The following is a 24618-nucleotide window of genomic DNA, read 5'->3' as shown; positions in this document are numbered from 1 at the left end:
ATAATGACTTATAGGCTGTAATACAATTCAAATTCAACCGGATGTGGAGTCATGCGTACACGATCAACATCTTGGCGTTTTAAATCGATATAAGCATCGATAGTGTCATTAGTAAACACATTACCACGAGTTAAGAATTCACGATCCGCATCTAAAGCATTTAACGCTTCTTCAAGTGAACCTGCAACTTGTGGAATTAATTTAGACTCTTCTGGTGGTAAGTCATATAAGTTTTTATCCATCGCATCGCCCGGATGAATCTTATTGATAATACCATCTAAACCAGCCATTAACTGTGCAGCAAATGATAAGTATGGGTTACCAGCTGGATCTGGGAAACGAACTTCGATACGACGAGCCTTAGGACTAGTAACAACAGGGATACGAATTGATGCAGAACGGTTACGAGCAGAATATGCAAGCATAACGGGTGCTTCATAACCCGGTACTAAACGTTTATAAGAGTTTGTTGCTGGATTAGCAAAAGCATTAATTGCTTTAGCGTGTTTGATAATACCACCGATATAGAATAAAGCCATTTCAGAAAGGCCAGCATATTTATCACCAGCAAAAAGGTTCACACCATCTTTAGCAAGTGATTGATGGCAGTGCATACCAGAACCGTTATCACCAAACATTGGTTTTGGCATAAATGTCGCGGTTTTACCATAAGCATGTGCAACATTTTGTACTACATATTTATAGATTTGCACTTCGTCAGCTTTTTTAGTTAATGTATTGAAACGGCAAGCAATCTCATTTTGACCAGCAGTTGCAACTTCATGGTGATGAGCTTCAACAACTAAACCTAGTTGCTCCATAATTAAACACATTTCAGAACGGATATCTTGTGAAGAATCAACAGGAGGAAGCGGGAAGTAACCACCTTTTACACCTGGGCGGTGACCTTTGTTACCTTCTTCGTATTTAGTACCTGAGTTCCAAGCAGCTTCAATATCATCGATATGAACAAAACTACCTGACATCGGCGTTCCAAAACGCACATCATCAAATAGGAAGAACTCTGGTTCAGGCCCAAAAATAACAGTATCAGCAATGCCTGATGATTTTAAAAACTCTTCAGCACGTTTAGCAATTGAGCGCGGGTCACGATCATAGCCTTGTAATGTCGCTGGCTCTAAAACGTCACAACGAATATTCAATGTCACATCTTCAAAAAATGGGTCAATCACGGCACTTGATGCATCTGGCATTAACACCATATCTGATTCATTAATACCCTTCCAACCTGCAATTGAAGAGCCATCAAACATCTTACCATCTTCAAAAAAATCTGCGTCAATTTGACTAACAGGAATGGTAACGTGTTGTTCTTTACCTTTAGTATCAGTAAAACGTAAATCAACAAATTTAACATCGTTTTCTTTTATTAGTGTAAAAACTTTTTGTGTAGACATGTAGCTTCTCCATTGAGGACATATAAAATAAATGTTCAGTTCAAAGGCATATTTGCCTATTTATTAAATTATATGCAAATTTGATGCCAATTTTTTAACCACTATTTTTGAACGGTTTTTACTGGTTAGATAATAGCAAAAATTAACATTAATGCACCAAAATAATGCATAAAGCACCAAAATAATGCACCGAAATGTAACATACTGCTACTTGCGTTACATTTTGGTGCCATTAATGAAAAGTTAATTTGTTAGCTCTTTTGAATGAGCTACCATTCTTTTCGATGACCTGTTATTATTAAATAAAAGGTTGTTTTATCCCAATCCTTTTTTAGGGTTTCTTCTGAAATAAATGTAGCCTCATATGATACATTATCTTTTGGATTGAAAATTGCTACTGGTTTTAGTTGTTCCCAATAACAACATACGAATTTCAAATCGCCCATTCCCATAGTCTTAATTAAATATTCATGAGCTTGCTTAGCATATTTACCTTCAACTTTATAAATAACCTCAATAGGCCATGTTTGCCCATAGTCGGTTGTCCTACACTTTTCATATTGAAAAAAATCAGGGGCATTTGGATCAATTTCATGGAAAAAGTCTCGACAAGTTAGATTCGGATCAAACCGTAATGAACTAGATTGACTGTCTTCCTTTAGTTCCTCTAGGCTTAGTATTTCGTCAGTATTAAGATTATTTGATTCTGCTAATGCTGACGAAATTAAAGTAACGAAAATGAATGGCAACAAAATAAATCTTTTAAATAACATAGTTTCAATCCTTAAAACTTTTAAATCTTATTAGCTTAAAATAAGATTTCTCCCTTTAGGTCTATATTTCAGTAGACAATATCGTTATAATCTTAACCTATTTTTAATAATACTAGGTAATCATAAAAGTATGGACTTTGTTACAATCGAAATTATACCTTTTATCCAAAATCACCTTTTACTTTCATTAGGTTGGATTGTGTTATTCGTCGCAATCATTGTAATGACCGTGAAAAGTAAATTATCAAAAGTGAAAATAATTAATAACGCGCAAGCAATTAGTATGATCAACAAACAAAACGCAGTTATTGTCGATATTCGCTCAGCAGATAGTTTCAAAAAAGGGCATATTACTGAATCTCACAACATTTTACCCGTTGACATTAAAAATGCTAGCGCAAAAACCATTGAAAAATTTAAAGAAGATATTATCATCGTGGTTGATGATAATGGTTTAACATCAGCAAGCATTGGTGAAGTATTAGTCAAACAGGGCTTTTTGCATGTATTTACATTAAAAGATGGTATTGCTGGATGGAACGGCGAAAACTTACCATTAGTTAGAAAATAATATAATATTAAAATAAGGTTTTATCATGACAGAACAAAACAATACACCTGAAACACAATTTGCTATTCAACGCATTTATACCAAAGATGTTTCATTTGAAACAAACAACGTTCCAGAAATTTTCACAAAACAATGGCAACCAGAAATGAATTTAGAACTAAATTCATCATCACAAGCGTTGAGTGAAGGTGTGCATGAAGTTTCTTTACGTGTCACAGTAACAGTAAAACAACAAGAAGAAGTTGTATATATTTGTGAGGTGACTCAGTCAGGTATTTTCTCGCTTATCGGATTTGACGATGCTCAAATTCAACATTGTGTAGGTGCTTATTGTCCTAATATTTTATTCCCTTATGCGCGTGAAGTTATTTCAAGCTTAGTAAATAAAGGAACTTTCCCACAACTTAATTTAGAACCTGTAAATTTTGAAGCTTTATTCATTAGCTATTTGCAACAGCAAGAAGCTAAAACCGAATCGACTGAAACTTTACAGTAATTACTAGTTAATAAAGTCTATGTTTATGAATAAAAATGCAGCAGTGACAGTGATTGGCGCAGGTTCTTATGGGACCTCGCTGGCAATATTACTGGCACGAAATGGCCACTCAACTTTATTATGGGGACATAACCCAGATAAAATGGCTATTTTGCAACATGATAGACAAAATAGACAATTTTTACCGGATATTTCTTTTCCTGACCAACTTCAAGTTGAAGCGGATCTTAAAACTGCCGTTTCAGCTTCACCAATTTTATTAATTGTTGTTCCAAGCCACGCATTTGGTAGCATTCTTAAACAAATCAAACCATTTTTAAGAAAAGATAGCAAAATTGTTTGGGCAACCAAAGGACTTGAAGTCGATACCGGTCGACTATTACAAGATGTTGCCAGAGAAGTATTGGGTGATAAAATCCCATTAGCGGTTATTTCAGGTCCTACTTTCGCTAAAGAAGTTGCATCAGGCTTACCAACAGCAGTAACCGTTGCCTCAACCGATGATCAATTTTTAACTGAACTCCAAAATTTATTTCATTGTAGTAAATCATTCCGCGTTTATAGCAGTAAAGACTTTATTGGCGTTCAACTTGGTGGCGCGGTAAAAAATGTTATTGCAATTGGTGCTGGTTTGTCCGATGGGCTGGGTTTTGGTGCTAATGCGAGAACAGCTTTAATAACCCGCGGACTTGCCGAAATGATGCGATTAGGCGAAGCTCTTGGTGCCAATCCTGCCACGTTTATGGGGATGGCTGGTTTAGGCGATTTGGTACTTACTTGTACAGATAATCAGTCCCGAAATCGTCGATTTGGTATTTTACTAGGTCAAAACAAATCCATTCAAGAAGCACAAGATATTATTGCTCAAGTGGTTGAGGGTTGCCGAAATACTAAAGAAGTTTGGGCATTAGCTCAAAAATATCATGTTGATATGCCTATCACAGAACAAATCTATAAAGTGCTTTACGAACATAAAGATCCAAAACTTGCAGCCATGTCATTATTGGGTCGCTCACAAAAACAAGAGTTAAAAAGCGAGTCTTAGATCTTTAAAAACCCCGCTCCTCAACTTTTTTTGATTCAGTGATTAACTCGATTTAATAAGAACATGATTAACATCGATTTAAGATCTCAAAAAACCCCACTCCTCAACTTTTTTTGATATGTCGTGGCGTTTTTGGGATGCGTTTTAAACACTCATTCCTAGTCCCTTTTCCTTGGCTTTCTGGTAAATATCATAACCAACATAGACATCTAAAACTGCCGTTCCCACACTTTTAAATAACGTGATTTGCTGATCGTTTTGGCGACATTTTTGTGGATCAATAACTAAATCACCTAATTCATAAAAATCTTGTTTTGTAACTAAATGTTGATTAATTGGATCGATAATATCACCCGCCTCAGCAAATACACCATCTTTGGTATCAAGTACGCGAATATCAGCATTTTTAACAATATTACTTGGTATTTCGTGCATTTCTGGTGTGTAAGCACCTACTCCATTGATATGTGTTCCTGGTTTAACCAAATCGCCATTGAAGGTCACAACTTTTGATGTGGTGACTGAGGTAATGATATCTGCTTGGCGAATATCTTCATCTAAATCGTTCGAGAAATAGAGGTTAGCGGAAAAAAGTGCGAATCGTTTCTTCATCTCTTCAGTAAATTGCTTGCCTTTATTGACATCAAGCCCAAAGATCGCCACATCAGTCAATTGACGGACGGTTAACATCGCTTCTAACTGTGAAGCAGCTTGTCCACCAGTACCAATTAATACGGCTCGTTTAACATCTTTTCTGGCTAATAAATCGGTAGCTGCACCTTGTACCGCGCCTGTGCGTAATTGGGTCACAAATGTGCCATCTAACATCGCACAAACTTCACCTGTTAACGGATCGATCATAAACACTTGCGCGGGAACAGATGGCTTACCAAGTTTCGGGTTATCAGGAAAAACCGAGACAATTTTCAAGCCAACCACATCATTTTCTTTTATATGAGCAGGCATAATCAAACATTGCCCTTTTTGCATGTCAAAGTTGATGCGTAATGGAACTTCACTATTACCTTGAGTATAGATTTTCAGTGCTTGTTTATCCGCTGCAACGGCATCTTTCATAGTATAGAATTGTTGAATATCTTGGGCAGTTAAAATTAACATTTCGATTCCTTATTTAATATTTATTTTCATATTATTTATTATCCATTATTTAATCTTACCAACAAAAAATTAAATACTCTTGTTTAATATAAATAGATAATTTTCGCTTTCTTGTATATTTAATTTATTTTCATTATTATTACAAAGTACAATTTTGTACGGAAATTGAGAAATCAGATGTTATTTAAAATATTAAAGTTTTTTCTAAAAATTTTATTTCATGTAAAGATTCAAGGGAATCTCAATAATTTAAAACAAGACAGATTACTTATCACACCTAATCATGTTTCCTTCCTAGACGGCATTTTAATCGGCGTATTTTTACCAGTTAAACCAGTATTTGCTATCTACGCAGGCTACATTGATCATTGGCTAGTCCGTTTAGCCAAACGTTACGTTGATTTTGTGCCAATGGATCCATTAAGTCCAATGGCGATTAAAAGGTTAGTTCGTGAAATTGAAAAAGGACGACCAATTGTTATTTTCCCGGAAGGTCGAATTACCATAACCGGCTCATTAATGAAGATTTATGACGGTGCAGCATTTGTTGCTGCTCGTTCTCAAGCAACGATTGTACCTGTCTGGATTGAAGGTGCAGAATTTACGTTGACTAGCCGTTTAAAAGGCTTATTTAAACGTCATCTATTTCCTAAAATTACAATTCATGTATTGGAACCAACATCAATCCCAATGCCTGATGCACCAAAAGCAAGTGAACGACGATATATTGCTGGTGAAAAATTACATCAAATTATGATGAATGCCAGAATGGCAAGCCGACCAAAATTGACACTTTTTGAAGCGTTGCTCGAAGCCCAAGTTCGCTATGGGGTAAAATCGCGAATGGTTCAAGATCCTACCACTCACGAAGCTTCCTATCGAAACTTGCTTAAGCAAATTATCGGTGTTAGTTGCATAATTTCTAAGATTACCAAACAAAAAGAAAGAGTTGGTTTATTGCTCCCTAATGCAACGATTACTGTTGCAACTATTTTTGGTCTATCAGTCAAAAATCGTATTCCAGCCATGCTTAATTATACAGCAGGAACTAAAGGGTTAACCTGTGCAATTACTGCGGCTGAAATAAAAACGATCATTACTTCACGCAAATTTATTCAAAAAGGTAAGCTTGATTATCTATTAGAAGAAATTAAGGACGTAAATTGGTATTTCCTTGAGGACTTGCGTAGTAGTTTGACTTTTGTTGATAAACTTTATGTTGCACTTCATCAATACATTCCACGTTTAGTGAAACGACAACAATCAAGTGATGACGAAGCTTTAGTGTTATTTACATCAGGCTCAGAAGGCAATCCTAAAGGTGTAGTGCACAGCCATGGTAGTTTATTGGCAAATGTTGAACAGATTCGTACCGTTATCGATCCGACACCGGCTGACCGTTTTATGTCCGCATTGCCATTATTCCATGCTTTTGGTATTACTGCCGGCTTATTTTTACCGTTGTTTTCTGGAAGTCGTACCTTTTTATATCCGAACCCATTACATTATCGTATGGTGCCAGAAATCATTTATGACCAAAACTGTACCGTGTTATTTGGCACACCAACATTTTTAGCCAATTATGCTCGCTACGCTCATCCTTATGATTTTATGCGATTACGTTATGTGGTTGCCGGCGCTGAAAAACTTTCCGAAGCGGTGCGAGAACAGTGGAAAGATAAATATGGCATTCGAATTTTAGAAGGTTATGGCGTAACCGAATGTGCGCCAGTTGTTGCCCTTAACGTGCCAATGGCATTTAAGGCAGGAACTGTTGGTCGGCTATTGCCAGGTATGCAATCAAGATTAATACCTATCCCAGGGATTACCAATGGCGGGGAATTACAGCTTAAAGGACCTAACGTAATGAAAGGTTATTTACGAGTTGAAAAACCCGGTGTACTTGAAGAGCCTGTTGCCGTTGATGAAAATGGTAATGCAGAAAAAGGCTGGTATGATACTGGCGATATCGTAGATATTGATAAAGATGAGTTTTTGACAATTAAAGGGCGACTGAAACGCTTTGCTAAAATTGCAGGCGAAATGGTTTCACTGGAAAGTGTTGAAGCGCTAGCTAGAAAAGTTGATCCTGATGCCATGCATGGCGCTACAGTAAAAGCTGACGCCGCTAAAGGTGAAGCGCTTGTGCTATTTACTACTTCAACTACATTAACTCGAGAACAGCTTAATCAGGCAGCACAAGATTTAGGTATTCCTGCATTAGCCATTCCTAGAGATATTCGTGTGGTTAAAGAATTACCATTGCTTGGTACTGGCAAAATCGATTTTATTACGCTACGCAAAATGGCTGATGAAAATGAATAATAGCAAGGATTCACTATGAATAAACAGCCTTTATTAACCGTTGGCATGGCTGCAACCATGCTAGCCCAGTTTTTTTCAGCCTTTGCTGATAATGCTATTTTCTTTGCAATATTAGCTTTTATTAAACAACTCAATTATCCAGAGTGGAGCCAATCGGCATTACAAATCGGTTTTGTCATCCCTTTCATCCTTCTTTCGCCATTTGTTGGTCAATTTGCTGACAGCATGTCTAAAGGCAGAGCGATGATGATCTCAAATGGTATTAAATTATTAGGTGCTGCTGTTATTTGCTTAAATATCAATCCATTTTTAGGTTATTTTCTAGTTGGTGTGGGAGCAGCCGGTTATTCACCAGCAAAATATGGTATTTTAGGTGAGCTAACCTCAGGCGATAATTTAGTGAAAGCAAATGGTTTAATTGAAGCATCAACAATTGCAGCTATTTTACTAGGCTCACTTGCTGGAGGCCATATTGCTGACTTAAACATCACATTTGCATTACTTACTTGTGTAATAATGTATGGCCTAGCTGTTATAGCCAATATTTTTATTCCTAAACTTCCTGTCGCTCGAAAAGACATTGAGTGGAAGTTTATGAGTATGATAAAGGATTTTGCTAAAACCTTTAAAATCATTTTCAATAATAAACAAGCACTTTATACTTTACTTGGCACTAGCCTATTTTGGGGAGCGGGTATTACCTTGCGCTTTTTATTAATTAGCTGGGTGCCAATTGTGTTAGGTATTACTGACAACTCAACCCCAACAAATCTAAATGCCGTTGTGGCAATAGGTATTGTTGTTGGTGCTGGCCTTGCTAGTGCTATGGTTTCAATATCCAATACATTACGATGTATTCCAGCAGGAATATTAATGGGGTTTGCCGTCATTGCATTTACCTTACAAAGCAATATGACGAGTTCTTATATTCTTTTAGTGATTATTGGTGCTTTAGGTGGTTATTTTTTAGTCCCATTAAATGCATTAATTCAAAAAATGGGGAAAGAACTTATTGGTGCTGGTAGTGTAATTTCAATACAAAACTTAAGCGAATATAGTGCAATGATGATTATGCTCAGTGCTTATACGTTAGCTATTGCTTGTGGATTATCTGTTATTACTATCGGTGTAGGTTTTGGTATGCTATTTGCCATTCTTATCGGGTTTGTATGGTTAGGTTTAAAATCACATGTCAAACATTAATTTATCAGCAATGATCACCGAAAATCGCAATAGAGCGAGCGAGAACATCGACTGCGCATCCACCCTTGAAATACTTCAAATTATCAATAATGAAGATAAAAAAGTGGCAATCGCTGTCGAAAAACAATTAGCTAATATAGCCAATGCGGTAGATGCAATTAGCGATGCTTTCTTAAATCATGGCCGTTTAATTTACCTTGGTGCCGGCACTTCTGGACGATTAGGTATTTTAGATGCGAGCGAGTGCCCACCTACTTACGGAACGCCTCCAGAACAAGTCGTTGGGTTGATTGCAGGCGGGCACCCTGCCATATTTAAAGCGGTTGAAAATGCAGAAGATTCACCTGAGCTAGCAGTTAATGATCTAAAAAATATCAATTTTAGCAAAAAAGATATTTTAGTAGGTATCGCAGCAAGTGGACGCACACCTTATGTTATCGGTGGTATGCAATATGCTCAATCACTGGGTTCAACAGTAATTAGCTTATGTTGCAACCCCAATGCACCGATGATTAACTTGGCCAATATTGCCATTACCCCAATTGTTGGCGCAGAAGTAGTTAGTGGTTCATCAAGAATGAAAGCAGGTACGGCACAAAAATTAGTGCTTAATATGTTAACCACAGCCAGCATGATTAAAATTGGTAAGGTTTACGGTAATTTAATGGTTGATGTTGAGGCCACTAATGCTAAACTCGTAGAACGTCAAATATCAATTGTCATGCAAGCGACCGATTGTAGTCGGGAGACGGCTATCTCCACGCTAAGTCAATGTAACAAAAATTGTAAAACAGCTATTTTAATGATTCTTGCAGGTTTAACAGCTCAGCAAGCAAAAACAGCATTACAACAAAATAACGGTTTTATCCGTAAAGCATTAGAACAAAGCAATAAATAATCTTTCTTAGCATTACACAAATGTTACTATTCTGATAAAGAAAGATTATTCTAAAATTTAGCAATATATTTTATCAAACCTTGATGAAGATCGAATTTATAAATCATATTGTTAACTAAAATAAGTAAATAGATTTATTTTATTAACTTTATATTAGCAATAATATAAAAAACTGGGAGGTACGTTATGGTTGGAATAATCTTGGCAACTCATGGTGAGTTTGCTGAAGGTATTTTACAATCAGGGACGATGATATTTGGAGAGCAAGAAAACGTTAAAGCCGTTACTTTGCATCCAAGTGATAGTCCTGAAAGTTTAAAGGAACGGATGCTGGCAGCAATTGCTACTTTCGATGATCAAAATGAAGTACTTTTTTTAGTCGATTTATGGGGTGGAACACCATTTAACCAAGCCAATACACTCTGTGGAGAACATCCAAATTGGGCTATCGTTGCAGGTTTAAATCTTCCAATGTTGATTGAGGCATACTCATCACGTTTATCGATGGAGACCGCCAAAGAAGTGGCTGCCGCCATTATTGAATCAGCCCAAGAGGGTATTAGAACAACGGTTGAAGTGGCAGCTAAACCAACGCCAAACAATCAACAAACAAGCACTATCCCTGAAGGTACTGTTTTAGGCGATGGTAAATTGAAAATTGTATTAGCTCGCGTTGATTCACGCTTGTTACACGGACAAGTGGCAACCTCTTGGACTAAAGCGACTAACCCTAATCGTATTATTGTGGTTTCAGACTCAGTTGCCAAAGATGAGTTAAGGAAAAAACTGATTGAAGAAGCCGCACCTCCTGGTGTTAAAGCCAATGTGGTGCCAATTAAAAAAATTATTGAAGTTGCGCATGATCCCCGTTTTGGTAACACCAAAGCTTTATTACTTTTCGAAAACCCTGAAGATGTACTTCGCGCTATAGATGGCGGTGTTGATATTCAAACATTAAATGTTGGTTCAATGGCGCATTCTGTCGGCAAGGTAATGGTCAACAAAGTGCTGTCAATGAGCGCTGAAGATGTTGATACATTCGAGAAATTAAAAGCGAAAAATGTGAAATTCGACATTCGCAAAGTACCTAATGATTCTGAGGATAATATGGATGAATTATTAAAGAAAGCGAAACAAGAATTAGCTGAACAAAAGAATTAGTTTAATTAAGGGGTTATTATTATGACTTTATCAATTATTGCTATCATTTTAGTGATAGTTATTGCGTTCTTAGCTGGAATGGAAGGTATTTTAGACCAATTCCAATTCCATCAACCATTAGTTGCTTGTTCACTAATTGGTCTAGTGACAGGAAATCTAGAAGCTGGCGTAATGTTAGGTGGTTCATTACAGATGATAGCATTAGGCTGGGCAAATATTGGCGCAGCTGTTGCACCTGATGCCGCGCTTGCTGCTGTTGCTTCATCTATTATTTTAGTTCTTGGTGGACAAGGTGAAGCTGGTGTATCGACAGCTATCGCAATTGCCATCCCACTAGCAGTTGCTGGCTTATTTTTAACAATGATTGTGCGAACTATTGCCGTCCCATTAGTGCATTTAATGGATGCTGCAGCAGAGCAAGGTAATATCCGTAGAATTGAATGGTTACAAATATTAGGGGTTTGTTTACAAGGTTTACGTATTGCAATACCAGCAGCAGCGCTGTTATTTATTCCTGCTGAAGTGGTAAAAGACGCATTAAATTCAATGCCTAAATGGCTATCAGAAGGTATGGCTATTGGTGGAGGCATGGTAGTAGCTGTTGGTTATGCGATGGTAATTAATATGATGGCAAGTCGTGAAGTTTGGCCATTTTTCATTATCGGTTTTGTTGTTGCTGCGATATCACAATTAACCTTGATTGCAATTGGTGCTCTAGGTATTGCTCTAGCACTAATTTATCTAAATCTTTCTGAACGTGGCAATTCATCAAATGGTGGTAGTAAAGGCGATCCACTTGATGATATTTTAAATGATTACTAAGAACTTGGAGAAGAACATGACAGATCGAATTCATTTATCGAAAAAAGACCGTTTATCGGTAGCTTGGCGTTCAACTTTCCTTCAAGGTTCTTGGAACTACGAACGTATGCAAAATGGTGGCTTGGTTTATTCAATGATTCCTGCTATCAAAAAATTATATACCACAAAAGAAGATCGTTCGGCAGCACTTAAACGCCATTTAGAATTTTTCAATACACATCCTTATTTAGCATCACCTGTACTTGGTGTGACGTTAGCCCTGGAAGAAGAACGAGCTAATGGAGCGCCTGTAGATGATGTAACTATTCAAGGGGTAAAAGTGGGAATGATGGGACCTTTAGCTGGGGTTGGTGATCCAGTTTTCTGGTTTACACTTCGTCCTATGCTTGGTGGACTAGGTGCCTCACTTGCCTTAAGTGGTAATATTCTAGGTCCAATTCTATTCTTCCTACTTTGGAACATTATTCGCATGTGTTTCATGTGGTTTACCCAAGAATTAGGTTACCGTACTGGTTCTAAAATTACCGATAACTTAAGTGGTGGTGTACTCCAAAAAATCACTAAAGGTGCGTCTATCTTGGGGATGTTTGTACTGGCAGCTTTAGTACAAAGGTGGGTATCAATAAAATTCCAACCAGTCGTATCAACCGTAAAATTAGATAATGGTGCATTTATTGATTGGAATTCCCTACCTGCTGGTGCCGAAGGTATACAAAAAGCATTGATGCAAATGCAAGAAGGACTCGCACTTAGTCAAAACCAAGTAATGACTTTACAAAATAACTTAGATCTATTAATTCCTGGACTTGTACCATTACTATTAACGTTCTTCTGTATGTGGTTACTTCGTAAAAAAGTATCACCTATTATAATTATTCTTGCACTATTTTTAGTCGGTGTTACTGGTCATGTTATTGGTCTTTTATAAAGCCAACAATGTTGACAAAAAAAGTTGAGGAGCGCACTTTTTAAGCAAAAATGCTGTTTTTCCTCAAACATAAATCACCCTTTTCTCCATAAATAATGAGAAAAGGGTGCCTTAGCAACTCAGATTAAAATAATGGATATAAGTAGCTAAATGGTTCAATCATTAAATACCAAAGTAGATTTAACAGTAAAAGCGACTGCTTTTTCAGGTTTTTCAGAATATGGCCAGATTATGATTGGTGATAAGGCGTTCGAATTCTATCATCAACGCGATCCTCGGAAATATATTCAAATTCCTTGGGAAGAGGTCGATTATGTTATCGCATCGGTATTTTTTAAAGGTAAGTGGATATCTCGTTACTCCATACAAACAAAAAAAGACGGTACGTTCGCTTTTGCGTCCAAAGAGCCGAAAAAAGTATTAAAAGCAATACGTGTCTATGTTGATAGCAAAAAAATGGTCAAAGCGTTAGGATTTTTTGACGTGTTAAAACGAGCTTTGTTCCGGAAAAAGTCTTAAAGATCAACCATCACTTTTAAAATATATCATTATATAGCAAGCAAGCTCACCATTATCAATGAAGCTAATTATTTATAATATAACTAGTTAAAAAGATGAATTTATGTTCATTTATAACTAAGCTTGTCGATAACTGATGCTACCTAACTTTTTCACACACAATCAGCCATTGCACTTTTTGCTAGAAAGAGTATAATTTTGGGGCTTTGATTTTGTCCGTGTTGGGCAAAAGAAAGATTATTTTTTAATTTAAGAGGATGTTATGGTAACTATTCGTTTAGCTCGTGGTGGCTCTAAAAAGCGCCCTTTTTATCAAGTAGTTGTCACTGATAGCCGTAACCCACGTGATGGTCGTTTTATTGAGCGCGTTGGCTTTTTTAATCCAATTGCACAAGGTAAAGCAGAAGAATTACGTTTAGATCTTGATCGCGTAAATTATTGGGTTGGTTTAGGTGCTACTATTTCTGATCGTGTTAATACATTGATCAAACAAGCACAAAAAGCTGCTTAATTAAGTAATAGTGTAAAGATGAATACTGAGAATCTAATCGTTGTTGGTAAACTTGGTTCAAGCTACGGCATTCGTGGATGGCTCAGGATTTTTTCGTTTACAGAATTTCCAGATAGTATTTTTGATTACAAACCTTGGTATATCCAGCGTGCTGGAAAATGGCAGGAAGTAATCGTTGAGAGCTTTAAACCTCATAATCAAGATATGATTGTCAAACTCAAAGGCGTTGATGATCGAGATCAAGCCAATGCGTTAACTAATGCTGAAGTATTCGTTGATGCAGAAGAGTTGCCTGAGCTTAATCAAGGCGATTTCTATTGGAAGGATTTGATTGGCTGTAGAGTGAAAACAATTAACGGTTATGATTTAGGTCAAGTAACTGATTTAATGGAAACCGGTTCTAATGATGTGTTGGTTGTTAAAGCAAATCTAAAAGATGCATTTGGAGCAACAGAACGTTTAATTCCTTTTGTTGAAGAACAATTTATTAAACAAGTTGATTTAACAACAAAAATGATTGTGGTCGATTGGGATCCCGCATTTTAATCGGTAAGGTAAGAATATGTGGATTGGCGTAATTAGCCTTTTTCCCGAAATGTTCCAAGCTATTACCTGTTATGGTGTAACTGGTCGAGCAGTAAAAAACGGACTGTTAACAGTAGAATATTGGAACCCGCGCGATTTTGCGCATGATAAGCATAAGACTGTCGATGATAGGCCTTATGGTGGTGGTCCCGGCATGTTAATGATGGTACAACCACTTAGAGATGCGATTCATGCTGCGAAAGCAGTAGCAGGTGAAAATACAAAAGTAATCTATCTTTCCCCACAAGGGCGCAAATTAAACCAACAAGGTGTTTGCGAGTTGTCACAATATCAAAAATTGATTTTGATTTGTGGTCGATATGAAGGTATAGATGAACGCGTTATCCAAACCGAAATTGATGAAGAATGGTCAATTGGGGATTACGTGTTAAGTGGCGGTGAATTACCGGCGATGACAATGATTGATGCATTAGCAAGGTTTATTCCAGGTGTATTGAATCATGAATCATCAGCAGAAGAAGACTCTTTTGCGAACGGTTTACTTGATTGTCCACACTATACCAGACCTGAGGTGTTAGATGGAATGGCGGTGCCTGATGTGTTAATGTCTGGTCACCATGAAGCGATTCGTCGCTGGCGATTGAAACAATCACTAGGACGAACTTGGTTGAGAAGAGAAGATCTTCTTGAAAATCTAGCTCTGACTGATGAAGAGCAACGTTTACTCACTGAATTCCAATGTGAATATCGTGATAAACCGAGCCATTAATATTTCAGTATAACTAGTAAGAGACAAAATTATGAAAAATGCAATTATTCAGCAATTAGAACAAGAACAAATGAAAAAAGACATCCCGTCTTTTCGTCCGGGTGATACGGTAGAAGTTAAAGTATGGGTTGTTGAAGGTAACAAAAAACGTCTTCAAGCATATGAAGGTGTGGTTATTGCAATTCGCAATCGTGGTTTACATTCTGCATTTACAGTACGTAAAATTTCGAATGGCGAAGGTGTTGAACGAGTATTCCAAACTCACTCACCAACTGTTGATTCAATTACTGTGAAACGTCGTGGTCAAGTACGTCAAGCTAAACTTTACTACTTACGCGAACTTCGTGGTAAAGCGGCTCGTATTAAAGAGCGCCTTAACTAATTCAAATTGGTTAATATTTAATAAACTATTAAAATTATATCCAATTAAATATGGTCACCTTTATGGTGACCGTTTTTATGTGTATAGTTGATTCCCGCCAACAATTGTTGACAGATTTCAAGCAATATCTAAAGCTATAAAGGGTAATACTATGGATAACTATCTTGTTGAAATTCTCGCCACCACAACCAAGTTATTCGCTTTAATGACACCACCAGCAGTGCTAAGTGCATTCTTAAGTGGTACTAAACAATATGATGAACAACAACGCCGAAAGACTGCACTTAAAACATCGTGTGCCGTTTTTATTATTGGTATTGTGTTATTCTTTTTTGGTAATGCCATGTTTAGTGTGTTTGGTTTTACACTCGATGCTTTTAGAATTGGGTCGGGAGCATTACTATTTATTACCGCTGTTTCATTGATGAATGATTCACCTGAAAAAAATAAAATTCATACTGATGATGATGATATTAGTGTGGTTCCTCTTGCAATACCTTTATGTATGGGACCAGCCTCCATTGGTACGATTATTGTTATGGGGACAAGTTCGGTAGGTATGCAAAACCTGATTGGCGCCCTTTCGCTATTGATTGCCTCAAGCGGTATTTATGCCATGTTACTATGCGCAAAAAGCATTGCTAACGTTTTAAAAAATACTGGTATTGCAATTTTGTCAAAACTTACTGGGTTATTAATATCAGCTATTGCCGCTCAAGTGGTATTTACTGGCGTCTCTGCATTTTTAAAATAAGTTTTATAATTCAGATAATTAAAATTTCAATTCTAACAGTAAGTAATCACCTACAATTGATAGTTAAGGTGATTACATAAACTGATAATAAAGTTAATCGGATTTACGTTTTTTGAAAAAGTAATATGAAGCTAAAATTACGAAAATTAAGATTACCTCAGATAATAAAATAAAATGCCCTGATTCACCAAACCATACCCCAACAATAATAATAATGTTAACAGTAATAGAAATCATCGCTAACCAAGGAAATAGCGGAGATTTAAATTTGATCATATCTTTAGAGTATTTGCCTTCATTCACTCCCTTACGAAATTGATATTGGCACCAAGCAATAATAATCCAAGCAAAACACCCAACTTGTCCAGTACTTGCTACCAAATAGAGATATAATTTTTCAGCAGCAATATATTTAGAAAACAACGAAACTAACGCAATAATTGCGATAAATAATATTCCTTTAGTTGGCACGCCTCGTTTATTGACTTCTGAAAAGTATTTTGGTGCTAAATCATCTTGAGCCATCGACCATAGCATTCTCGAGCTGGCATAAACAGCCGAATTAGCGGCCGATATTGCAGCACAAAAGATAACAAATAGCATCACATATGAAGCAAAGGTAATCCCGGCTTTATTGAATACCCAAACAAATGGGCTAATTTCATTATGGGTTGCTCCATAAGGGTAAACTAGTGCTAACACCGCAATCGCTAACACATAAAACAAGATGATACGAAAAGCCACACCAGTGATAATTTTTGGCAATACGCTTTGAGGTGATTGCGCTTCACCCGCTGCACTACCAATTAATTCGACGCCCTGAAATGAATAAGTAACAATTGTCATACAAACAAAAATTGATAAAAATCCACTAGGAAACCAACCTTGTTCGGTTTTAAGTGTTGGTAATACATGTGTTTGATTATATTGATGATAAAGTAAATAAATGCCAACAGCTATAAATGCAATAATTGCCAATACTTTTATCGTTGAAAACCAGTATTCACTTTCGCCAAAAGCTCTAACAGACGTTAAATGGACACAAGTAATAACGGTTAAAATAATTAGACTAAGAATATAGATGGGAATAGAGGAAAAAACTTGGTGAGCGATCATCGAAGCTGCAGTTAAGTCAGCCGCCATAGACAGTACCCAGCTTAACCAATATAACCAGCCAATGGTATAACTCCAAATAGGATGTGGAATAAACATTAGTGCATAATGCTGAAAAGAACCCGCATGTGGGAATGCACAAGAAAGTTCACCTAAGCAAAGCATGGTCGACAGCATAATACTACCCGCAAGTAGATATGCGATAATCGTTCCTAATGGTCCAACCGTGCTAAGTGGTGCTGCAATACCAATAAATAATCCAGTTCCTATTGAGCCACCTAACGAAATCATCAATAAATGACGATTTTTTAAGTTTTTCTTTAAGGTACTGGGATAAGGACTTTCTTGAGATTCTGATGTTGCCATGTAAACCGCCTAGTAATCAATAATAGCTGCTGGTTGCCCAGCAGCTGATAGATATTAATAAACAAACCGTTTTTCTACACCATTGGTTTGGCAAGCCATAAGTAGGGCTGTATAATCAAGCTCAAACCCAATCATATCGCCAACACGTAATGTTTCAGAAACATCTTCAATATCAACAATAGTATGATCGCTGGTTTGACCTAAGACCGTAATGTTGTCATTAATCGGTATACAGCTTTCTGCTGGCACATCTTGACGGCCAAAAGCGAGAAGCGCGCGTTTACGAGTACCATGATCAACAAAAGTTTTGCTGTTCAAAAAGGCATCAACACCTAATTCTCCAACAGGAACGGTTGGTTTACTATTAAGCTCGATGATTTGTGCATACAATTTATACATGTCACTACAAGCTTTTTCTACAGGTTTGTTTGAGTGATGAAACTCATCAAGATATTTCATATCCACATACTCAATACCAAACTCATGTAAACCACCAATTCGAATGTGATTAAGCCCTTCTGGCCAGATCCCTTTATCAAGCAGATGGTAACTTGTACAATTACCAGCTGATAGATACTTGATCTTGATATTACAAGCTTCTTCTACTTTACGCGCTATGTGTAAAAAATCCACACCATTTTTAACAGTTGGTAGAACAGTACCATAGCAGTTGAAGTTAGTCCCAAGCCCATAAAGCTCAACACCCGGTAAAGATAAGATTAGTTTGACTGTTTCGATGATATCATCGACATGTTCAAACCAAATACCTTCACGTAAATCGCCCATATCAACCATTAAAAGTACTTGATGGACTTTTTGTTGTTTTACCGCTTCATCAGAAAGTGCTTGGATAACTTGTTTTTCACTGTTTAAGCTAATATCTGCGTATTTCACTACTTCACTGATTTCACTTAAACAAGGACTGCGTAATAAACAAGTTTTACAATTTAAAGCATCTTTAAGTTTCTTCAAATTGTAGGTTCTTGATTCAGCAATCACATCAATACCACCATCAAGCACCGCTTTGGCGGTTTCAACACAACCATCAAAGACTTTATTTACCGCCATCACTTCAATGCCGTATTTAGCAAGAAGCTCTTTTTCAACACGGGCATTGTCTTTTAATTTACCTAAATCAATTTCCAATATAGGTTTGTACATAAATTTACTCCTCTATATCTTATTGCAAGCGGTTACGTCTTTGTGCGCGATGGTATATCCATTCAGCTAACACAATTGCAAGCACTGCACCACCAACAATTTTAGCGATGTACTCAACATATCCACCCATATCAATTTGTGCTGGTGGAATAAAGACTAAGATCACCGCAAATAGCGTAGATAAGAAACCTAAACCAGGTAAAATAATTGGTAAAACTTTACCAGGAATCTTGAAGCTACGTGGTACATCTGGTTGAGTAATACGTAAGCGATAGTACGCAATAAACATCACTAAATAAGGAATAAAGTAACAAATGGTTGTTAATGCAGTTAACATCCAATATGCAGCAGCAATACTTGGTGATACGAATGTTGAGAAACAAAGTACCGTTACAATTATTGCTTGGATAACTAAAGCAAATGCTGGTGTTTGATATACAGGATGTAATCGACCAATACGTTCACCAAGTAAGTTATCTTCTTTTGATGCTTCTTGTAACATATAGATAGGACCAACTAACCATGAGTTAATTTGACCTAATGCACCAAAGAACAAACAAATTGCCATTACTGGTAATAACCAAGGCATGTGTAGCTCTTTAGCAGCAGCTTCCATCGCTTGCATTACACCGGCAACAATATCAGTATCAGCAGCAGGTAATAAGGTATTAATTGCCCAAGTACCAATCATATAGATACCAACGATAACAACTGCAGATACCGCCATCGCTTTAGGGAAGTCACGTTGTGGATCACGAGTACGACCAGCGATCATTGGTGCAACTTCTAGTCCTGCAAAAGCAAACATCATGCTTGATAAAAATACAATAGTATCCCAGCTACTTAAATCCGGAATCCAATCACTAACATGGCTATAATCAGTTGCCATTGGATGACCAGTCATTAACCATACAATAGCTAATAACACGATAATAGCAGCAGGAATAAATACACCTAACCATGCACTAACACTGTTAATGATTTTAGTCCATTTCATGCCTTTGATATTCATTAACGTTAAGATCCAGAATACTGCCATGGAGCCAACACCAATAAATACCTGATTCTGAGCAAGTTCAGGGCTAAACATATAACCAATTGCAGTAAAACCAAACTGCAACATTAATGGGAAGAAAAGCACACATGAAAACAGGAAGCAAACAACCACTATCCAACCGACACGTTTACCAAATGCTTCTTTTACCCATACAAAGATCCCACCATCTTTTGGCCAGCCTGTTGAAAGCTCACCACAAACCATGGCTAATGGAAAAAACAAACAAAATGCAGCAAGTAGCCAAAGCACCATTGCTGACGCTCCGTAAGGAGCAACATTAGGAATTTGACGTAAACTCAATATTGCAATGACATTCATAAACACAATGTCTTTAATACCAAGTAAACTTGAATCTTTAGAATCACTCATAATAACCTCACATAATAACAACTGGGGCAGTTATTGCCCCAGCCAGTTCATGATTAATACACGTCGTATCCAACCATATCCTCGTAAGTGTCTTCACGGCGAATCAATCGATCTTTGCCTTCTTTATCAATCATAACAACAGCAGTACGTGGGCGGTTGTTATAAACTGTTTGGCTTTCGATGGTATAAGCACCGGCATCAAGGAAAGCAATGATATCGCCAATTTGTGTGTCTTTAGGTAATAAGAATTCTTCACCTTTAACACCCACATGGAAATAGTCACCACCGTCACATAATGGACCCGCTAATTTAATGTACTCATCATGTTGCTCAGTGATTCTTGATGCATCATAAACATAGAAGAACCAATCAAAGTGTTGACTGTCAGATAATACGCTGTAACCCGCATCAACAAATTTCCATTCAACATGTTCTTCAATGTTACCGTCTAAATCGTAGTTAGTTTTACGTTTTTCACAAGCAACTTCAGTTAAAAGCACACCAGCTGAACCGGTTACTTTACGACCTGGTTCGATACAAATTTCAACGTCAGTACGCCATTTATGTACTTCACTGATTACCGCATCGGCGAAATCTTGTGCAGTAATACCAGCATACATATTGTCTTCTAATGGATTACCATTTTCTTCGTCATATTTATATGGAACAGGAATACCACCACCAACGTTGATTAAATCAAATTTAATGCCAAGAACTTCTTCTAAACGGCGTGATTCATCAACTAATACTTTAGTCGCTTTTGCAAAAGGTTCTGCTTCTGGTACTTGATCCCCTACGTGCATATGTAAACCACGTAAATGAACATAAGGCATTTCAAGAATACGACGGCAAGTCTCTTCAGCTTGTTCTAAGTCGATACCAGATTTAGCGTGATAAGCGGTTACTAATTCTGCGTGAGTTGCTGACGGTACATTTGGTTCAACACGCACACAAACATTTGCAACTTTTTTCAAACGTCGAGAAATCTCATCAATAATATCAAGCTCATATAGGCTATCTACGTTGATGATGTAAAGATCGTTTTGGATAGCAAATTCTAAATCAACCGGTTTTTTAACCACACCGTTGAAAACAATTTGGCTGCCTGGGAAACCGATTTCTAAACATTTACGAACTTCAAACATTGAGTTAGCTTCTGCATAGATACCCGCATCTTTAATCGCTTTAAGCACACCCATTACTGAACATGTTTTTGACGCATAGAAAATCTTAGTATTTGGATGAGCTTTAAACGAATCTTTGATCTCCTGAATATTACGGTCAATTTCTTTTTCAGAAAATACGTAAAAAGGTGTTGGATATTTCTTTGCTAATTCTTCCAAATTCACACCATCAAAACAAAGTTTGCCGCCTTGAGCACTGAAACGACGATCTTTAGTTATAAGATCTGTGCGTATTTTGTTATAATTTGACATAATTGTGTCGGACATATGACCTCCAGTTAATTAGTACATAAAAAAGGTAAGTAAAAAGATTACTCACTTACAATGCAATCAACGTGCCAACTTAAAAAAACACAAACAATCAATTGTTTAACAGAATAATTACAAATTTAATATTAGTCATTTAGTAAAAAATATGTTTTTATGACAAAAATTTGTCACTTTTTTTAGTAATAATTGAAAGATATTTAAATTAACGCTCGCTATACTTAGTAAGAATCCAACTTTCAAAAGGTTTTAGTATCATGATAATTGATCCTGAATTATTACAAGCATTGGAAATATTTAAACATTTTTTTGATCTAATACATCAGCCTATGGCTATTATTGACAAAGAAGGTAAATATATTTACTACAATCAGGAAAGTGCAGAACTTGATGGCTACCCAATGGAACAAGCCATAGGTAAACCAATGCTTAAAGTTTACCCTAATTTGAAAAAAGAAGATAGTACTATGCTACAAGCTTTACAGGGTAAAGAATATCAAGATACCTATCAAACCTATTATAATCATGTGGGCAAATTAGTTGATTATCAACATACAACGGTTCCTCTTTATAATCACAAAAAAGAAATTATTGGCGCGGTTGAAATTGGTCGTAATTTATCTAATGTTAGACAACTGCAAGATCAGGTATTCAGTCTTAATAGAAAATTATATCAAAATAAAGAACAACCATTACCAGAAATCGTTTTTGCTTCAAAAAAAATGCAACAGGTGATCGACCAGACTAATATTTTAGGTAGTAATGATGTGCCAGTATTGATTGTTGGCGAAACCGGCACAGGGAAAGAGCTATTTGCTAGATTAATTCACCAAACTAGCCAACGCCGTGATAAAGCGTTTATTTCACTTAACTGTAGCGCTTTGCCTACAACATTGATTGAAAGTACTTTATTCGGGACTGTCAAAGGAGCATTTACTGGAGCTGAAAATCGCCAAGGTTATCTTGAACTTGCTAATGGTGGTACGTTATTTCTTGATGAACTTAACGCGATGCCACTTGAAATGCAAAGCAAACTGTTACGATTCTTACAAGAAAAAACCTATTGGCCACTAGGCGGGAATAAAGAGCAACATGCTGATGTTCGAATTGTTGCAGCTATGAATGAATCACCAGCTGATTTATTAAAAACAGGCAAAATGCGTAGTGATCTATTTTATCGATTAAATGTCGGATTAATTAAACTGCCAGCACTACGCGAAAGACAAGAAGATATTCCTGTATTGGCAAGATACTTTATTGATAAACATAAAACTGATGTAAGCGTTGTGATTACTGGTATTAGTGAACATGCATTACAGCAACTTATGTCAGCGCCTTGGCCAGGTAATGTGCGAATGCTAGAAAACGCTATTGTCCGTAGTATGGTTTTACAAAATGAGCCAGGAGAATTGCAGCAGATTATTCTGGATGAAGAATTATTTGACCTTCATACTCCTTATCCACAAGATGAAGCCAAGCTTGAAAAAACGACTACCAGCGAAATAACTGGTAATCTTACCGAACAAGTCGAAAATTATGAAAAGCAACTTATTATTGATGCATTAAATCAGGCCAATGGGAAAATTATTACTGCAGCAAAACTACTCGATGTTTCGAGAACCACCTTACAATATAAAGTTAAGAAATATGATATACATATGGGGGTAATTGATAATTAATCAAAGGCTTGAGCGCAAGCAAATGCACTGCTCCAAGCCCATTGGAAATTATAACCACCTAGCCAACCAGCTACATCAACAACTTCACCAATAAAATAGAGATTGAGGTGATTTTTCGCCTCCATCGTCTTTGACGATAAAGCATCACAGCTCACACCACCCAAAGTTACCTCAGCTGTACGATAGCCTTCCGTTCCATTCGGTGTAACCATCCACCTAGTTAATGTTTGGTAAAGCACTTGCTGCTGAGTAGGCGTTAATTGCTTAACGGTTAAATCGGCTATCAAATTTAATTGCATCAAAACTTCAATTAACCGCTTCGGTAATATTTGCGCCAAACAATTTTTAATGCTTTGATTGCGATTATTTTCTAACAAGCGTTGAAAATCACCTTCAAAGCTTACGTCTGGCAACAAATTAATGGTAATGGCTTCACCTGCTTGCCAATAACTAGAGATTTGTAAAATCGCTGGTCCAGATAATCCTCGATGAGTAAATAGCAAATTCTCTTTAAAAGATATTCGTTCATTAGATACTTCAACCGGCACGGCAATGCCCGACAAAGTGGATAATACTTCTAGCAAAGGTTTATGTAAGGTAAATGGCACCAACCCTGCTTTTACGGGCACAACAGGAATCAAAAATTTTTCGGCAATTTTATATCCGATAGCGGTCACACCTAGTGCTGGCATAGATTGCCCACCAGTTGCTACAATTAATTTATCAGTATGAACAAAACCTTGTGAAGTCGATAATTTAAATCCTTGCTGCTCAGCCTCAACATCTTCAAGCTGAGTGTTTAACATGAATTTAACTTGCCCCTTTTGGCACTCTTGGGCAAGCATATCAACAATATCTTGCGCTGAATTATCACAAAATAACTGACCATGATCTTTTTCATGATAGGCAATATTGTATTGATTAACCAGTTGAATAAAATCCCATTGAGTAAAGCGCTTTAATGCAGACTTACAAAAATGACGATTTTCTGAAATATAATGGGTCGATTCTACGTTAAGGTTGGTAAAATTACATTTACCACCACCAGACATTAAAATTTTGCGTCCTAATTTTTTACCATTATCAATAACAGTTACATCATAACCTTTTTGTCCTAATAATCCGGCACAAAAAAGCCCAGCAGCACCCGCACCAATAATTGTAATTTTATTTTGCATATAA

Annotated in this window: 23 protein-coding genes and 2 pseudogenes; 17 read left to right on the top strand and 8 right to left on the bottom strand. The window is 36.8% G+C overall.

Going from position 1 to position 24618, the window contains the following annotated elements; translation table 11 throughout:
• Positions 1-8: 8 nt before the first annotated feature.
• Together glnA and J3T98_RS05845 are read right to left on the bottom strand one after the other, a co-directional pair.
• Positions 9-1418 (bottom strand): glutamate--ammonia ligase, encoded by a 1410-nt coding sequence (glnA, locus tag J3T98_RS05850; protein WP_065563711.1) that lies wholly within the window; start codon positions 1416-1418, stop codon positions 9-11.
• A 269-nt stretch (positions 1419-1687) separates the two neighbouring features.
• Positions 1688-2191: a DUF4952 domain-containing protein gene (locus J3T98_RS05845; protein WP_267362368.1), complete on the bottom strand. Its 504-nt coding sequence runs from the start codon at positions 2189-2191 to the stop codon at positions 1688-1690.
• A 130-nt stretch (positions 2192-2321) separates the two neighbouring features.
• Here J3T98_RS05845 and J3T98_RS05840 point away from each other — a divergent pair, with 130 nt between their 5' ends.
• From J3T98_RS05840 to gpsA, 3 genes are read left to right on the top strand one after another with little or no spacing between them, the layout of a single operon-like run.
• On the top strand, positions 2322-2762 hold the full coding sequence (locus J3T98_RS05840; RefSeq protein WP_065563713.1) for a rhodanese-like domain-containing protein: 441 nt from the start codon (positions 2322-2324) through the stop codon (positions 2760-2762).
• A gap of 25 nt (positions 2763-2787) precedes the next feature.
• Positions 2788-3258 carry a protein-export chaperone SecB gene (gene secB / locus J3T98_RS05835; protein WP_065563714.1) on the top strand — a complete coding sequence of 157 codons (471 nt, stop codon included), beginning with the start codon at positions 2788-2790 and terminating at the stop codon, positions 3256-3258.
• Between the two features lie 25 nt (positions 3259-3283).
• Positions 3284-4303 carry an NAD(P)H-dependent glycerol-3-phosphate dehydrogenase gene (gpsA, locus tag J3T98_RS05830; RefSeq protein WP_267362367.1) on the top strand — a complete coding sequence of 340 codons (1020 nt, stop codon included), beginning with the start codon at positions 3284-3286 and terminating at the stop codon, positions 4301-4303.
• 144 nt (positions 4304-4447) lie between these two features.
• On the opposite strand, the gene J3T98_RS05825 is transcribed toward gpsA, so the two are convergent.
• Positions 4448-5422, bottom strand: a complete 975-nt coding sequence (locus J3T98_RS05825) for a hypothetical protein (protein WP_267362366.1) — start codon at positions 5420-5422, stop codon at positions 4448-4450.
• A 177-nt stretch (positions 5423-5599) separates the two neighbouring features.
• Here J3T98_RS05825 and aas point away from each other — a divergent pair, with 177 nt between their 5' ends.
• The 13 genes and pseudogenes from aas (at position 5600) to J3T98_RS05765 (ending at position 16240) form a co-directional block, all read left to right on the top strand.
• Positions 5600-7747, top strand: a complete 2148-nt coding sequence (gene aas / locus J3T98_RS05820; protein WP_267362364.1) for a bifunctional acyl-ACP--phospholipid O-acyltransferase/long-chain-fatty-acid--ACP ligase — start codon at positions 5600-5602, stop codon at positions 7745-7747.
• 15 nt (positions 7748-7762) lie between these two features.
• Positions 7763-8950 carry a lysophospholipid transporter LplT gene (gene lplT / locus J3T98_RS05815; RefSeq protein ID WP_065563718.1) on the top strand — a complete coding sequence of 396 codons (1188 nt, stop codon included), beginning with the start codon at positions 7763-7765 and terminating at the stop codon, positions 8948-8950.
• On the top strand, positions 8937-9848 hold the full coding sequence (murQ, locus tag J3T98_RS05810) for an N-acetylmuramic acid 6-phosphate etherase (RefSeq protein WP_267362363.1): 912 nt from the start codon (positions 8937-8939) through the stop codon (positions 9846-9848). Before lplT ends, murQ begins: the two co-directional genes overlap by 14 nt.
• Before the next feature lie 186 nt (positions 9849-10034).
• Positions 10035-10401, top strand: a pseudogene (locus tag J3T98_RS11220) (PTS sugar transporter subunit IIA); the annotation flags it as partial.
• A gap of 65 nt (positions 10402-10466) precedes the next feature.
• A pseudogene (locus J3T98_RS11215) lies at positions 10467-11009 on the top strand (PTS system mannose/fructose/N-acetylgalactosamine-transporter subunit IIB); the annotation flags it as partial.
• A gap of 21 nt (positions 11010-11030) precedes the next feature.
• Positions 11031-11831 carry a PTS mannose/fructose/sorbose transporter subunit IIC gene (locus tag J3T98_RS05800; protein WP_267357091.1) on the top strand — a complete coding sequence of 267 codons (801 nt, stop codon included), beginning with the start codon at positions 11031-11033 and terminating at the stop codon, positions 11829-11831.
• A gap of 16 nt (positions 11832-11847) precedes the next feature.
• On the top strand, positions 11848-12759 hold the full coding sequence (locus J3T98_RS05795) for a PTS system mannose/fructose/sorbose family transporter subunit IID (protein WP_267352917.1): 912 nt from the start codon (positions 11848-11850) through the stop codon (positions 12757-12759).
• Positions 12760-12909: 150 nt separating this feature from the next.
• Positions 12910-13278, top strand: a complete 369-nt coding sequence (locus tag J3T98_RS05790; protein WP_065563723.1) for a DUF956 family protein — start codon at positions 12910-12912, stop codon at positions 13276-13278.
• Between the two features lie 262 nt (positions 13279-13540).
• Entirely contained in the window at positions 13541-13789 is a 249-nt protein-coding gene (gene rpsP, locus J3T98_RS05785; protein ID WP_065563724.1) for a 30S ribosomal protein S16, read from the top strand.
• Between the two features lie 18 nt (positions 13790-13807).
• The gene (gene rimM / locus J3T98_RS05780) at positions 13808-14335 is read left to right on the top strand and encodes a ribosome maturation factor RimM (RefSeq protein ID WP_065563725.1); all 528 of its coding nucleotides are present in this window, start codon (positions 13808-13810) and stop codon (positions 14333-14335) included.
• Positions 14336-14351: 16 nt separating this feature from the next.
• A complete protein-coding gene (trmD, locus tag J3T98_RS05775; protein WP_065563726.1) occupies positions 14352-15104 on the top strand; it encodes a tRNA (guanosine(37)-N1)-methyltransferase TrmD in 753 nt (250 codons plus the stop codon).
• A 31-nt stretch (positions 15105-15135) separates the two neighbouring features.
• A complete protein-coding gene (rplS, locus tag J3T98_RS05770; RefSeq protein WP_065563727.1) occupies positions 15136-15486 on the top strand; it encodes a 50S ribosomal protein L19 in 351 nt (116 codons plus the stop codon).
• Between the two features lie 151 nt (positions 15487-15637).
• Positions 15638-16240, top strand: coding sequence for a MarC family protein (locus J3T98_RS05765; protein WP_065735090.1), 603 nt, complete (start codon positions 15638-15640; stop codon positions 16238-16240).
• A gap of 93 nt (positions 16241-16333) precedes the next feature.
• Here the strand turns inward: J3T98_RS05765 and J3T98_RS05760 are convergent, their stop codons facing one another.
• The 4 genes from J3T98_RS05760 to lysA are packed head-to-tail and all read right to left on the bottom strand — an operon-like array spanning position 16334 to position 21757.
• On the bottom strand, positions 16334-17719 hold the full coding sequence (locus J3T98_RS05760) for an amino acid permease (RefSeq protein ID WP_267330387.1): 1386 nt from the start codon (positions 17717-17719) through the stop codon (positions 16334-16336).
• Between the two features lie 54 nt (positions 17720-17773).
• Positions 17774-18880: an alanine/ornithine racemase family PLP-dependent enzyme gene (locus J3T98_RS05755; RefSeq protein ID WP_267362361.1), complete on the bottom strand. Its 1107-nt coding sequence runs from the start codon at positions 18878-18880 to the stop codon at positions 17774-17776.
• Between the two features lie 19 nt (positions 18881-18899).
• Positions 18900-20306, bottom strand: coding sequence for an APC family permease (locus J3T98_RS05750; protein WP_065563731.1), 1407 nt, complete (start codon positions 20304-20306; stop codon positions 18900-18902).
• Between the two features lie 53 nt (positions 20307-20359).
• Positions 20360-21757, bottom strand: a complete 1398-nt coding sequence (gene lysA, locus J3T98_RS05745) for a diaminopimelate decarboxylase (RefSeq protein WP_065563732.1) — start codon at positions 21755-21757, stop codon at positions 20360-20362.
• Positions 21758-22011: 254 nt separating this feature from the next.
• Here lysA and J3T98_RS05740 point away from each other — a divergent pair, with 254 nt between their 5' ends.
• Positions 22012-23436, top strand: a complete 1425-nt coding sequence (locus tag J3T98_RS05740; protein ID WP_416380625.1) for a sigma-54 interaction domain-containing protein — start codon at positions 22012-22014, stop codon at positions 23434-23436.
• Here J3T98_RS05740 and J3T98_RS05735 read toward each other — a convergent pair.
• Positions 23433-24614, bottom strand: coding sequence for an NAD(P)/FAD-dependent oxidoreductase (locus tag J3T98_RS05735; RefSeq protein WP_267357089.1), 1182 nt, complete (start codon positions 24612-24614; stop codon positions 23433-23435). The genes J3T98_RS05740 and J3T98_RS05735 overlap by 4 nt on opposite strands.
• Positions 24615-24618 lie beyond the last annotated feature (4 nt).

Origin of the sequence: Gilliamella sp. B2772 (genome assembly GCF_026536985.1) — a bacterium.
Lineage (GTDB): Bacteria > Pseudomonadota > Gammaproteobacteria > Enterobacterales > Orbaceae > Gilliamella > Gilliamella apicola_E.
This window is presented reverse-complemented; position numbering and strand designations above follow the sequence as displayed.

Excerpts from the sequence above, each read along its gene's own strand:
- J3T98_RS05750 (WP_065563731.1), bottom strand. The coding sequence starts at position 20,306 with ATGAGTGATTCTAAAGATTCAAGTTTACTTGGTATTAAAGACATTGTG.
- rpsP (WP_065563724.1), top strand. The coding sequence starts at position 13,541 with ATGGTAACTATTCGTTTAGCTCGTGGTGGCTCTAAAAAGCGCCCTTTT.
- glnA (WP_065563711.1), bottom strand. The coding sequence starts at position 1,418 with ATGTCTACACAAAAAGTTTTTACACTAATAAAAGAAAACGATGTTAAA.
- J3T98_RS05795 (WP_267352917.1), top strand. The coding sequence starts at position 11,848 with ATGACAGATCGAATTCATTTATCGAAAAAAGACCGTTTATCGGTAGCT.
- J3T98_RS05760 (WP_267330387.1), bottom strand. The coding sequence starts at position 17,719 with ATGGCAACATCAGAATCTCAAGAAAGTCCTTATCCCAGTACCTTAAAG.
- lysA (WP_065563732.1), bottom strand. The coding sequence starts at position 21,757 with ATGTCCGACACAATTATGTCAAATTATAACAAAATACGCACAGATCTT.
- rplS (WP_065563727.1), top strand. The coding sequence starts at position 15,136 with ATGAAAAATGCAATTATTCAGCAATTAGAACAAGAACAAATGAAAAAA.
- secB (WP_065563714.1), top strand. The coding sequence starts at position 2,788 with ATGACAGAACAAAACAATACACCTGAAACACAATTTGCTATTCAACGC.
- J3T98_RS05765 (WP_065735090.1), top strand. The coding sequence starts at position 15,638 with ATGGATAACTATCTTGTTGAAATTCTCGCCACCACAACCAAGTTATTC.
- J3T98_RS05800 (WP_267357091.1), top strand. The coding sequence starts at position 11,031 with ATGACTTTATCAATTATTGCTATCATTTTAGTGATAGTTATTGCGTTC.
- J3T98_RS05825 (WP_267362366.1), bottom strand. The coding sequence starts at position 5,422 with ATGTTAATTTTAACTGCCCAAGATATTCAACAATTCTATACTATGAAA.
- J3T98_RS05845 (WP_267362368.1), bottom strand. The coding sequence starts at position 2,191 with ATGTTATTTAAAAGATTTATTTTGTTGCCATTCATTTTCGTTACTTTA.
- J3T98_RS05840 (WP_065563713.1), top strand. The coding sequence starts at position 2,322 with ATGGACTTTGTTACAATCGAAATTATACCTTTTATCCAAAATCACCTT.
- J3T98_RS05755 (WP_267362361.1), bottom strand. The coding sequence starts at position 18,880 with ATGTACAAACCTATATTGGAAATTGATTTAGGTAAATTAAAAGACAAT.
- rimM (WP_065563725.1), top strand. The coding sequence starts at position 13,808 with ATGAATACTGAGAATCTAATCGTTGTTGGTAAACTTGGTTCAAGCTAC.
- J3T98_RS05790 (WP_065563723.1), top strand. The coding sequence starts at position 12,910 with ATGGTTCAATCATTAAATACCAAAGTAGATTTAACAGTAAAAGCGACT.
- lplT (WP_065563718.1), top strand. The coding sequence starts at position 7,763 with ATGAATAAACAGCCTTTATTAACCGTTGGCATGGCTGCAACCATGCTA.
- trmD (WP_065563726.1), top strand. The coding sequence starts at position 14,352 with ATGTGGATTGGCGTAATTAGCCTTTTTCCCGAAATGTTCCAAGCTATT.
- J3T98_RS05735 (WP_267357089.1), bottom strand. The coding sequence starts at position 24,614 with ATGCAAAATAAAATTACAATTATTGGTGCGGGTGCTGCTGGGCTTTTT.
- aas (WP_267362364.1), top strand. The coding sequence starts at position 5,600 with ATGTTATTTAAAATATTAAAGTTTTTTCTAAAAATTTTATTTCATGTA.
- murQ (WP_267362363.1), top strand. The coding sequence starts at position 8,937 with ATGTCAAACATTAATTTATCAGCAATGATCACCGAAAATCGCAATAGA.
- gpsA (WP_267362367.1), top strand. The coding sequence starts at position 3,284 with ATGAATAAAAATGCAGCAGTGACAGTGATTGGCGCAGGTTCTTATGGG.